Raw genomic sequence first — 11,645 nt, 5'->3', positions numbered from 1 at the left:
CCCCCGGGCTGGCGCTGGCCAGCTTTGCCAGCCAGGCCGAAGCCGAGAAAGAACTCGCGCGCGTGGCGACCCGGGGCGTACGCACAGCCCGCGTGGCGCAAGAGCGCGCAGAGGCTCGCGGGCAAATCCTCAAATTGCCCGCCGCAGATGCCGGCCTGCGCAAACAGCTGGACAGCCTGACAGCGCAGCTGGAAGGCAAGGCCTTGCGACCTTGCGGCTGAGCGTTGGTTTCATCCAATGAAACCTGATCTGCTATTGTTTTTGTAGCTGATTCCGCTGTATCCACGCGGGCTTGTAGCACTTTGTTGCACTTGTCGCAGCTTTTGCGCTACTGACGAACCCGTCCTACAAAACGCCTTGCGGTCCAGTGCTACAAACAGCCTTCACCGCAGCGCCACGTGCGCCGCCTACCAGGGCCCGCCATGCTTCTCAGCACCTTTCTTGTAGAAGACAAACCCGAGATTCGCAACACCATGTTCGAATCCATGGAAGAAGTCGCCCCCATCAAATTTGTAGGTCACGCTGAAACCGAAAGTGCCGCGCGCCAGTGGCTGAGAGAGAATCACGCCAACTGGGAGCTGGTCATTGTTGATCTCTTTCTTGCAGAAGGTACTGGCTTCGGTGTGCTCAAAGACTGCCAGACCCGCAAGCCAACCCAGAAGGTCGTGGTGCTGACCAGCTACACCCACCGGCTGATTGCCAGCAAGTGCATGAAGCTGGGCGCCGACATGGTGTTTGACAAAGCGTCCGAGCTGGACCTGCTGGTTGCGTTTTGCAGATTACACGCCGAGCGGCTGGGCGAAGTCGGCCGCACCCGCGCCATACACTGAGAGCCTGCGCCCGGTCAGCGGCTTGCCAGCCGGTATATCTCCACGCGCGTCGTCCAATCCACCGGATCAACACCAAGGCGCTGCGACCCGGCGACCCGCTTGGCCCGGCACCGCTCCAAGCGCTCCAGGTTCAGGCTGGCTGCGCGGCGAGCTTTTGCAGGTTTGCCATGGCAGGCCCTGCGGCTGCCCGCATGCGCTCAAGCACGGCCAGCTTTTCAGTATCGTCCGGGCTGACGGCTGCGATCACCTTGCCAAAACCGTCAAGCCGGCAGTCGCGGATCCAGCGGCTCAAGACCTTGTCTTGTCCCCAGCGGTACTGGTTGGCCATGTTGGCCATGTTGCAGTGCAGATACTGGTGCAGCTTGTGCGGAAAAGGCACCGTGCCACAGAGCGCGTTCTTGGCCGCGTCATCCTCGTAGTGCGCTTCAACGTAAGCGATGAGTGCGGCGCTGAACGCCGGCTGCGGCGCGCGCACCAGCTGCGGCACAATACGCGCGCCTTGAAAAATGGGGCTCACTGGCCGTGGCTCTACCGCCGAAGCCGTGCAGTCGATGTACAGTGTGCCCGCATCCATATCGACCCGGCCCTGGTCCAATACCAGGCCCTGGCTGTCAATCGCCTGCACCCGACCCATGCGAATGACCTGGGTGATGCGGCGCAGCACCTCTATCTCGCCGGTGGACATGGTGGCGTAATGAAACATGCCCGGGCGCAGTGAGCGGTCTATGCGCAGCATGATGCCGGCTGCCTCCAGGCGCTCGAAAAGGTCGTCCACCGACGTGGCCTGGGCAAAAGCGACCATCTGCTCGGCCATGGCGCCCAAGGTCTCATGGAAAAAATCCATGCCGGGCTGAATGCGCTGCCGGTTCAGAAGCCAGGAGTCGCGCGGCATCACCCAATACACACTGTCGGGCGCCGCGCCGGTGTTGAGCAGCCACACGCCCACGTCCATCGCGGTCTTGCCCGCGCCCACAATCACAAAGCGCCGGGGCCGCTCGGCAGCGGGCTTCATCCACAACTGCGGCAAGGCATTGGGTGGCACCAGGTTCACGCCCGAGGCAAGCTGATAACGCGGCGTGTGTGTGGCCGGCACCGAGGTACCGAAATAGGTGGCATCCACCGTTTTGCGCGCCACCCGAACCTGCGTTTCTTCGCCCGACAACATCGATACAAACCGGCCGTCACCCAGGTAATCACACATCGGGTGGTAGCTCACGCGGCCACTGGGCAGCAGGCGCTGGCGCATCACCGAATCAAAATAGCCACTGACCTCGGGGCCGGACGCCAGCTCGTACAGCCCCTGGTTGACCCCGATGGTGTCCTTGCGGTTGGACCCCAGCGGCAAGGAATTCACACCATAAAACGCCGACGGCTGGTGCAGGGACACAAAAGGGTAGGCGTCGTTCCAGTGCCCGCCAGGCTTGCCATGCCGGTCGACGATGGTGATATGGGCATCGGACTCTTGCAACAAGGTGTCGGCAAACGCCAGGCCAACGGCGCCGCTGCCAATAACCAGGTAATCGGTGTCCAGGGTATTCATGGTGTGCCTCTCATGCGTCTCAGTGGCGCGGCAGGTTCGGATGGCTGCCGTCGTGGCCCGCAGTATGGCAGGCCCGCTGCCTGGCTGAAAGAAGCAGGCGGCAGCCGCGCGCAGCACTGAGCGCCTTGGCCAGGCAGCGGCTTGCCAGCCGGTGTATCGTCAGGCGCATGAGTTCTGCCGCGCCCCTGCCTTCGTCATCCCCCACACGCGCCATCTGGGTCATGCTGTTTGCGCTGGTCACCGCCTTTGCGCTAAGCCAGGCCTTTCGCACCGTGGCCGCCATCATGGCCACACCGCTGCAGGCTGACTTCGGGCTGGACGCCAAAGCGCTGGGACTGTTTGCCGGCGCCTTTCACTTTGCGTTTGGCGCCATGCAGCTTTTCATGGGTATAGGCATAGACCTGCACGGCGTGCGGCGCACGGTGCTGCTGGCTTTTCCGGTGGCGGTGGCCGGGGCTGTGCTGTCGGCGGTGTCCACCAGTTTTGGCATGTTGCTGGCCGGTCAGGTGCTGATAGGTATTGGCTGCGCGCCGGCTTTTCTGGTGTGCACCGTGTTTATTGCGCGGCACATGCCGCCGCAGCGATTTGCCGCCATCTCTGGCCTGGCCATGAGTGTGGGCGGCATTGGCCTGCTGCTTACCGGCACGCCGCTGGCCTGGCTGATTGAGGCCAGCTCCTGGCGCATGGGGTTTTGGGTGCTGGCCGGCTGGGGCGTGCTGGCCTGGGTGCTGATCTGGGCGCTGGTGCATGAGCCCGCGCACCCGACCGACGCGGGCAGAAAAAAAGAGTCTGTGGGCCAGGCGCTGGCCGGTTTTGGCACCCTGTTCACGTTGCCGCACACCTGGGGCATTTTGCTGCTGGCCAGTGTGGGTTATGCGTCTTTTGTCTCGCTGCGCGGCCTGTGGCTGGGGCCGCTGCTGATTGAGCGCCACGGTTTTTCGCTGGTGCAAAGCGGCAACGTGGCGCTGGTGATGTCGCTGGTGTCACTGGCCGGGCCACCGCTGTTTGGCCGGTTGGACCCCGGCCCTGCCACGCGGCGCCGCTGGATCACCGGCTTTACCTGGCTGGTGGCCGGCCTCTTTGCCGCGTTTTCCTTCTCACACAGCGCCGTGATTGACGTCGTGGCACCCGTCGTCATCGGCCTGCTGTCGGGCTTCATGATCCTGCAGTACGCCGACGTGCGCGCCGCCTACCCGGCCAGCATGACCGGGCGCGCGCTGTCGGTTTTCACCATGGCGATGTTCATGGGTGTGGCCACCATGCAGTGGTTTACTGGCATCGTCGCCACCGCAGCACAAGCGCAGGGCATAGAGCCCTTTACCGCCGTGCTGGCCAGCATTGCTGCGCTGCTGGCGCTGGGCGCGCTGGCGTTTGTGTGGCTGCCGGGGCCACCCGCGCAAAAGTAGCGGCCAGCCGCCAGCCGCACCGGCCAGGGATCGCGCGGTCACCAGCGCGCGCCACGCAAATCACGATGGGGAAGTCGCCCATACTGCTTACACTACGTTGGCGGACGGGCGGCCGGTGTGCCCGTGAAGACCGGCCCGGGCGAGACAACCCACAGGACACGCATGACTCAAAAAGAGCCGAAAAAGCAGCAGGAGCCGCAAGCGCAAAGTCTGCAAGACCGGGTGCTTGAACTGACGCGGCTGGCAGAAGAGCTGCAACACAAGCTGCGGCTTCAGGCCGACCAGCTCGAGGCGTACGAGCGCGCTGCCAGCGACGCGGCCAGCGGGCAGCAGTTCACCAGCGCCTTCGAAAACGCCGCCATTGGCATGGCGGTGCTCGGTATCGACTCGCGCAGGCTGCGCGTCAACCAGGCCTTTTGCGACATGTTCGGGTATTCGCAGGCCGAGTTGATGGCCCCAGACGCACCCGATGTCTCGCACCCCGACGACGTGGCCGAGGACACCGCGCAGCGCAGCCGCGCACTGGCCGGCGAGATTGAGACCTACCAGCGCGAAAAGCGCTATCTGCACAAGTCCGGCCAAATGGTCTGGGGCGCGCTGACCTGCTCACTGGTGCGCGATGCAAAGGGCCAGCCGCTGCACTTCATCTCGCAGCTGCAGGACATCACAGAGCGCAAACATGCCGAGCAGTTGTCCCGCGCCAGCGACGAACGCTTTCGCGCGCTCACCGAGTTGTCGTCCGACTGGTTCTGGGAGCAAGACGAATATTTCCGTTTTGTCCAGATTTCTGGCGAAACACGGCATGCGCACACGGCGGCGTTCAGCGGCAACAGCGCCGTCGGCAAGACCCGGTGGGAGCTGCCCTATGTGGGCATGGCCGACAGCGTCTGGGCGGAGCACAAGGCACAGCTTGAACGGCACGAGGTTTTCCGCGACTTTGAAGTCACCCGGCTCGGCAGCAAAGGGGAGACGCGTTATGTGAGCATCAGCGGCGTGCCAATTTTTGATGCGTCGGGGCGTTTCACCGGTTACCGGGGCACGGGCCGCGACACCACCGAGATGCGCCGATCCAGCGACCGCGTGCACGCCAGCGAGCTGCAGTTGCGCGAGATCACGGACACCGTGCCGGCGCTGATCGCCTATGTGGATGCCGAGCAGCGCTGCCGCTTTCACAACCGCGCCTACCAGGAGGCCACCGGCCTCTCCAGCGAGGATATCCTGGGCAAAAGCATGAGCGAGCTGATGGAGCCAGCGTTCTACGAGGCGCTGCGTCCCAAGGTGGAAGAAGTGCTGTCCGGTTACCCGGTGGTGTACGAGCGCAAGCAGCGCTCGGCCAACGGCGATGTGCGCAACTACGTGGTCAATTATTTTCCGCGTTACGGCGAGGGCGCTGACGAGGGCAAGGTGATCGGCTTTTATTCACTGGCCACCGACATCACCGAGCTCAAACGCATTGACCGGCTGAAAACCGAATTTGTCTCAACCGTGAGCCATGAACTGCGCACGCCGCTGACGTCGATCCGCGGCTCCCTGGGCCTGATCTCCGGCGGTATCGCCGGCAAGCTGCCCGACGCAGCCATGAAGCTGATCGGCATCGCCAAGAACAATTGCGAGCGCCTGATACGGCTGATCAACGACATCCTGGACATCGAAAAAATTGAGTCCGGCAAGATGCAGCTGGACCTGCAGCCGATGACGCTGATGCCGCTGATGGTGCAGGCCATTGCCGCCAACGAAGGTTTCGCCCTGGCCAACAGTGTCACCCTGTCGCTGCACTGCGACGAGCCAGAGCTGCAGGTGAACGTTGAGGCAGACCGTCTCACGCAGGTGGTGACCAACCTGCTGTCCAATGCGCTGAAATTTTCGCCGATTGGCGGCACGGTAGAGGTGCACGTGGCCAGGGCCGGGCTGGGGGTACGCATGGAGGTGCGCGACCATGGCCCCGGCATTCCCGAGGAGTTTCGCAAGCGCATCTTCCAGAAGTTCTCGCAGGCGGACTCTTCGGATACCCGGCAAAAGGGCGGCACCGGGCTGGGCCTGAACATCTCGCGCGCAATTGTGGAGCGCATGGGCGGCACCATCGGTTTTGAAACCCGGCTTGGCGAAGGCACCACGTTTTTCTTTGAGCTGCCACTGTGGCAGGGGCCTGCCGAGGCCGCGCCGCTGGCGCCCCGCTCGCGCATCCTGGTGTGTGAAGCCGATGTGGACGTGGCCAGGCTGATCGCCATCATGCTGGACAAGGCTGGTTTTGCATCGGATCTGGCGCACAACGCGCCGCAGGCCATGGCGCTGCTGGCCAAAGGCGGTTATGCAGCGGTGACGCTTGACCTGCGCCTGCCGGGCCAGACGGGTGGCGCATTTCTGAACAGCCTGCGCGCGAGCGAAGCCACACGCGCGTTGCCTGTCATCGTGATCTCTACACTGGCCGGCGACGGGCAGCTTCAGCTTGACCACAAACCCTCCGCCGTGTCGGACTGGCTGACCAAGCCAATTGACGAGGCGCAACTGGTCTCAGCCATGCAGCGCGCAGTGGCCGACCTGCATGGCCGCAAGCCGCGCATCCTGCATGTGGAGGACGACGTGGACATCCAGCACATCGCCGCAGCCATCGCCGCTGATTTTGCCACCTTCGAATTTGCCAGCATCCTGACCCAGGCGCGGGCGAGCCTGCGGTCCAGCACCTTTGACCTGGTGCTGCTGGACCTGGGCCTGGGCAGTGAGTCGGGCTGGGATCTGGTGGAACTGATCGACAGCCTGCAGCCGCGGCCCGCGCTGGTGGTGTTTTCTGCCAGTGAAGTGCTGCCCAAAGCAGGCAGCCGCCCCGACGCGGTATTGGTCAAGGCGTCGACCTCCAACGCCGATCTGCTTCTGACAATTCAACGCGTGCTGAAATTGCCGGCCGTTCCATCTGCCCAAGACGCCTGAGCCAAAACTTGCTCTGTTATTGATAGCTGCTTGCGCAAGCTAGACAAGGGCTGCAGGCTGATTTGGCACCTAAAATCCAGGCGCTGGCCGTACAAACCACGCGCAGTGACTTGCCCCCTGCGCTGCTCGCCCTGGCAGCTCAGCGCGGCCGGAACATGCGAAACAACTGCTCCGGCCCCACCGTGAAGTAGTCGCCCGGCCCGCCACCGCGCAACACATGGCCGGCAGCGGCCGTGTCGTACACGCCGTTTTTCAGCAAGGCCTTGTCAATGTGCACCGCCACCACCTCGCCCAGCACCAACCAGGTGTCTATCTGGCCACCACCCACACCTTCCAGCCGCAGCACCTGCGTGCGCCGGCACTCAAACGACACCGGGCTTTGCAGCACACGCGGCACCGCCACCACGCGCGATGGCGCGGGGCTCAAGCCCGCGAGTTCAAACTCATTGACCTCGGGCGGCACCGCCGCGCAGCTCTGGTTCATCTGCTCCGCCAGTGCCCGCGTGGTGAGGTTCCACACAAACTCGCCGGTGGCTTCAATATTGCGCAGCGTATCTTTGTAGCCAATGCTGGCAAAACCCACGATGGGCGGCACGTAGTTGAAGGCGTTGAAAAAACTGTAGGGCGCCAGGTTCAGCGCCCCGGCGGCGTTCATCGAAGAGATCCAGCCAATCGGGCGCGGCCCGACGATGGCATTGAACGGGTCATGCGGCAGGCCGTGGCCGAGGCGGGGTTCGTAGAAGTGGGTGGTGTGGGGCATGGTGATGGGGGTTGGCTGAGCTTCGACCTTAACCCGGGGGATGGTTTTTTGCTGGCCGCGTGCCAGTACGCCGCAAGTGCGCGTCGGGCGGCGGATGGTGACCGTGGGCGTTTCCTGGATGCGTTGAGTGACCAGTAACACGGCCAGGCCCTGGCATGGCCCCTGTCTGACCCAGGGCGTCCATCTCAGGCGCTGACAAAGAAGTGCAAACGCCCTCTTGAAATCTTTTTGCGGGGTCCTACATCCTGAATCCGGAGCGCCGGAAGGGCCTTTTCCGGCGTGACAGTGTTTAACCTGAATGGAGGTAATCGCCATGTTTCGATCCCTGTTTCCGCACGAGGTGTTTGCAGAAATGGATCGCCTGCAACGCGAGGTTCAGCAGGCACTTGATCTGTCGCCCAATATCCGCGGTTTTGGCCGCGGCGGCTTTCCTGCCCTGAACGTGGGCGGAACGCCCCAGACCGTCGAGGTCTACGCGTTCGCGCCCGGCATCGACCCCAACTCGCTGGAGGTCGATCTGGAGCGCGGCATGCTGACCATCGCCGGGGAGCGCAAGTCCAGCCTGCCCGAGGCCACGCCGCAGTCCACGCTGCACATCAACGAGCGCTTTGCTGGTGCCTTTCGCCGGGTGATCAGCCTGCCCGAAGACGCCGACCCCGACGCCGTGGAAGCACGCGTGAAGGACGGCCTCGTGCACATCACCATCCAGCGGCGCGCGGCTGCCCAGCCACGCCGCATCACCGTTCACTGAAAGGAGGCCAGCCATGAACACCCAGACAAGCACCGCCGCAAGCACCACCCGCCAGGGCGGCAACGGCTCACACCTCGACTATTCGTCCCTGAACGACGGGCGCAACGAGCGCGCTTCAAGCGACGTGGCGCGCCAGCCCAGGCAGCAAGCGCAGCGTTACACCCAGGCCACGCTGACACCGCCGGTAGACGTCGTCGAAGATAGCAGCGGCATCACGCTGTACGCCGACCTGCCGGGTGTGCCCAAAGACAAGCTCAAGCTGCAGGTAGAGGCCGACACCCTGACCATCGAGGCTGAAGCAGCATTGAACCTGCCCGAGGGCCTGCAGTCCAGCCACACCGAGGTGGGCCTGGCGCGGTTTCACCGCGTCTTCACCCTGAGCAAAGAGCTGGACACCGAGAACGTGAGCGCCGAGCTGACCCAGGGCGTGCTGAAACTGCGCATCCCCAAGGCCGCCCACGCGCAGCCGCGCCGCATCAGCATCAGCGCGGGTTAAGCGGGCAGGGAAGTGCCCGGCAGGCAACAGCCGTCATCGGCGGCACCGCCGGGCCATACCCGCCTTGCAGCCCGAAGCGCTCCTGTTTTAATAGCTGCTTGCGCATTCTGTATAAGGGCTGGCGGCCGATTTGATGCTTAAACTTCAGGGGCAGTGGCTCGCAGCCGCGCCGGCGACAGCATCGCTTCCGTCAGGCCAAAGCCCGCCATACGTTCGGGCAGTGGCAGGCCGCGCGCCAGCGCCGCGCAGGCCTCGCCCATCGCGGCCGAGGTCTGAATGCCGTAGCCGCCCTGCGCCGCCAGCCAGAAGAAACCCGGCGCATCCCCATCAAAGCCGCCCACCAGATCACCGTCGGCCACAAACGAGCGCAGCCCCGCCCAAGTACGCGTGGGGCGGCGAATGGTCAAGGTCGTCATCTCTTCTATGCGGTGAATCGCCATGGCGATGTCCAGCTCCTCGGGCTGGATGTCTTGCGGCGCCACCGGGTCGGCATTGGCCGGTGAGCCCAGCAACATGCCGACGTCGGGCTTGAAGTACCAGCCCTCGTCAATGCTGGCCGTCAGCGGCCACGCCGCGCTGTTGATGCCGTCAGGCGGCGCAAAGATAAAGGCCGAGCGGCGTCGCGGCTCCAGCCCGATCAGCGCTGCGCCGGCCAGCGCCGCCACCACATCGGCCCACGCGCCGGCTGCGTTGATAACGACCGGCGCTGTGTATGTCTGGCCGCCCGCCTGCACTTGCCAGACGTCGCCCACACGCGCCAGCGCCGTGACCTCAGCGTTGCAAATCACCTGGCCACCCACGCGCCGCAAACCACGCAGAAAGCCCTGGTGAATCGCATCCACATCCATGTCGGCGGCATCGGGCTCCAGCACGGCGCCCAGCACTTTCTCAGGCCGCAGCACTGGCACCAGCGCGCAGGCCTGTTCACTGCTCAGCAGACGCGCATGCGGCGTGACGCTGCGAAAGACGTCCCACTGCTCGGCCAGCAGCGCCTCTTCGCCATGCATGGCGACCATCATCGCGCCGCGCGGCGAGATCAAGGGGTGTTCGCTAAATCCTTGCGGCGGGTTTTGAAAGAAGGCCCGGCTCGCCATGGTCAACGCCCGCACCTGGGCCGTGCCATAACTTTCCATAAACAGCGCGGCCGAGCGCCCGGTGGAGTGGTAACCCGGCTGCGACTCGCGCTCCAGCAAAATCACGCGCCCATGCGGCGCCAGCCAGTAGCCGACCGACGCGGCGGCGATGCCGCCGCCGATGATGATGAAGTCGGTTTGCTCAGGCATGGTGGTTTGCGTTCATGTTGGCAGTCGCCCCTGACATGCTCCGATTTTAGTAGCTGCGTGCGTACATTCCATATTGGCTAGCGGCCAATTTGATCGCAAAAAAAGTCCCCGCACCGGCTGGTGTTACTTCTTCGTGACTCTGGGGGCCTTACCCGCTTTGGGAGCCAGATAGTTCTGCCCAGACACCACCGACTTGCCGGTTTGACTCTCCAGTTGTTTGCGCGCCTGCTTGGCAATGCCGCCACCCGCTTTGGCTGCGGTGGTGTTTTCCGGCAAGCCGCTGGCGTTCATCGTCTCGGCGATCTGGCGGGTAGACAGCTCGGCCAGTGCGGTGAAGATGAGCTCTGCCTCGGTCATGTGGTCGCGCAGGTTGTGGCTGCTCAGGCCTTTGACGGCCTTGTGGTCCTTGACGCTGACGCCGCTCCACTCGGTGTGGATGATGTTGGTGAGGATGGCAAATTCCTGCCCGGCCTTGATGTCGTGTTCGCGCCAGTAGTCGGTGAGTTTGTTGCGGGTTTCCTGCCCGGTCATGCGCTGGGCAATCCACTTGTCGCTGCGGCCGTGCTGCTGCCAGGTCTGGCGGGCGCGGTTGAGCGAAAGGGCGGGGTCGGCCATTTCCTGCATGCGCTCGTAGCCGACCTTGGCAAGCCAGAGTTTGATGGGCTCGGCTTTGGGGCTGGGGATGGATTGGACTATGCGCAGCAGCGTGGCGGCTTTGGCGCAATCGGTTTCGCGCTGCTTGCCGTCTGTGGCGGTCAGTTTCAACTGTACGATTTCCTCGTACGGTTGCCCGGAGCCCGCCTCTTGCGCCAGCTTGCGCTTGAGGTCTGACCAGTAGCGCTTGGCGCTTTTGCTCTCTGTCAGCACTTGCACCACGTCAATCACCGAGAACCACCAGGTCTCAGTGGCTTCGTCAAACACACGACGAATGTACTGACCGTCAAAGCTGGCAGGCAAAACTTTCATGGCGACCCCCTGGTACGGCAGCAAGCGTGCTGCATGGTGAATACTGTATTTTTGCACAGTATTTTGGCGCCACTCACAAAACCTGATTTGCTCTGTTTTTTATAGCTGCTTGCGCCCGCTTCATAAGGGCTAAGGGCATTTTTTATACGCAAGTCAGACCGCTACTGCTGCGTATTCGCAGCATCATGTGCGGAGGATATGCCGCAAGTCGACTCAAGTAACATGCGCACAGCCCTTTCTACCCGCTTGCGGGTCCCCCACGGAGACAAAATCAATGTTCAGCCACATCATGGTCGGCGTTAACGACCTGGAAGCCTCCAACAAGTTTTACGACGCGGTGCTCGGCGCGCTGGGCATAGCGCCCGGCATTGCCAACAAGAACCGTTACTTCTACCGCAGCAAGACCGGTACCTTTGGCATCACCACGCCGATCAATGGCGAGCCTGCTTGCCGCGGCAATGGCAGCACCATAGGCTTCACGGCCGAATCGCCCGAACAGGTTGACGCCTGGCACGCGGCTGGTATTGCCAACGGCGGCACCAGCTGTGAAGACCCGCCGGGCTGGCGCGATGGCGCTGTGGGCAAGCTGTACCTGGCCTATCTGCGCGACGCCGATGGAAACAAGCTGTGCGCGCTGCACCGGCCTGCGGCCTGACCCGTCAAGCCGGGCGGGTGGCCCAGGCTGCCG

10 protein-coding genes and 1 pseudogene are annotated in these 11,645 nt (G+C 63.6%); 7 read left to right on the top strand and 4 right to left on the bottom strand.

Annotated features, from left to right (window positions below; translation table 11 throughout):
- Both Q8L50_RS13175 and Q8L50_RS13170 read left to right on the top strand, forming a co-directional pair.
- Nucleotides 1–221, top strand: a pseudogene (locus tag Q8L50_RS13175) (SPOR domain-containing protein); the annotation flags it as partial.
- Between the two features lie 201 nt (nucleotides 222–422).
- Nucleotides 423–830: a response regulator gene (locus tag Q8L50_RS13170; RefSeq protein ID WP_305349091.1), complete on the top strand. Its 408-nt coding sequence runs from the start codon at nucleotides 423–425 to the stop codon at nucleotides 828–830.
- A gap of 130 nt (nucleotides 831–960) precedes the next feature.
- Here the strand turns inward: Q8L50_RS13170 and Q8L50_RS13165 are convergent, their stop codons facing one another.
- Entirely contained in the window at nucleotides 961–2,370 is a 1,410-nt protein-coding gene (locus Q8L50_RS13165; protein WP_305349090.1) for an NAD(P)-binding protein, read from the bottom strand.
- Nucleotides 2,371–2,537: 167 nt separating this feature from the next.
- Between Q8L50_RS13165 and Q8L50_RS13160 the strand changes: the two genes are divergently transcribed.
- Nucleotides 2,538–3,776: a nitrate/nitrite transporter gene (locus Q8L50_RS13160; protein WP_305349089.1), complete on the top strand. Its 1,239-nt coding sequence runs from the start codon at nucleotides 2,538–2,540 to the stop codon at nucleotides 3,774–3,776.
- 162 nt (nucleotides 3,777–3,938) lie between these two features.
- Nucleotides 3,939–6,701, top strand: coding sequence for a PAS domain S-box protein (locus Q8L50_RS13155; RefSeq protein ID WP_305349088.1), 2,763 nt, complete (start codon nucleotides 3,939–3,941; stop codon nucleotides 6,699–6,701).
- Nucleotides 6,702–6,840: 139 nt separating this feature from the next.
- Here the strand turns inward: Q8L50_RS13155 and Q8L50_RS13150 are convergent, their stop codons facing one another.
- The gene (locus Q8L50_RS13150) at nucleotides 6,841–7,461 is read right to left on the bottom strand and encodes a flavin reductase family protein (RefSeq protein ID WP_305349092.1); all 621 of its coding nucleotides are present in this window, start codon (nucleotides 7,459–7,461) and stop codon (nucleotides 6,841–6,843) included.
- Between the two features lie 313 nt (nucleotides 7,462–7,774).
- On the opposite strand from Q8L50_RS13150, the gene Q8L50_RS13145 reads away from it, so the two are divergent.
- The gene (locus tag Q8L50_RS13145; protein WP_305349087.1) at nucleotides 7,775–8,212 is read left to right on the top strand and encodes an Hsp20/alpha crystallin family protein; all 438 of its coding nucleotides are present in this window, start codon (nucleotides 7,775–7,777) and stop codon (nucleotides 8,210–8,212) included.
- Nucleotides 8,213–8,225: 13 nt separating this feature from the next.
- Entirely contained in the window at nucleotides 8,226–8,708 is a 483-nt protein-coding gene (locus tag Q8L50_RS13140) for an Hsp20/alpha crystallin family protein (protein ID WP_305349086.1), read from the top strand.
- Nucleotides 8,709–8,845: 137 nt separating this feature from the next.
- On the opposite strand, the gene Q8L50_RS13135 is transcribed toward Q8L50_RS13140, so the two are convergent.
- Nucleotides 8,846–9,991, bottom strand: coding sequence for an FAD-binding oxidoreductase (locus tag Q8L50_RS13135; protein ID WP_305349085.1), 1,146 nt, complete (start codon nucleotides 9,989–9,991; stop codon nucleotides 8,846–8,848).
- Nucleotides 9,992–10,114: 123 nt separating this feature from the next.
- A complete protein-coding gene (locus tag Q8L50_RS13130; protein ID WP_305349084.1) occupies nucleotides 10,115–10,957 on the bottom strand; it encodes a Bro-N domain-containing protein in 843 nt (280 codons plus the stop codon).
- A 274-nt stretch (nucleotides 10,958–11,231) separates the two neighbouring features.
- Here Q8L50_RS13130 and Q8L50_RS13125 point away from each other — a divergent pair, with 274 nt between their 5' ends.
- Complete coding sequence (locus tag Q8L50_RS13125) at nucleotides 11,232–11,612, top strand: VOC family protein (RefSeq protein ID WP_305349083.1); 381 nt, start codon at nucleotides 11,232–11,234, stop codon at nucleotides 11,610–11,612.
- The last annotated feature ends 33 nt before the right edge of the window (nucleotides 11,613–11,645 follow it).

The organism is Polaromonas sp. (genome assembly GCF_030680935.1).
Taxonomy (GTDB): Bacteria; Pseudomonadota; Gammaproteobacteria; order Burkholderiales; family Burkholderiaceae_C; genus Polaromonas.
The sequence above is the reverse complement of the archived record's forward strand: the minus strand, read 5'-3'. Positions and strand labels throughout refer to the sequence as shown.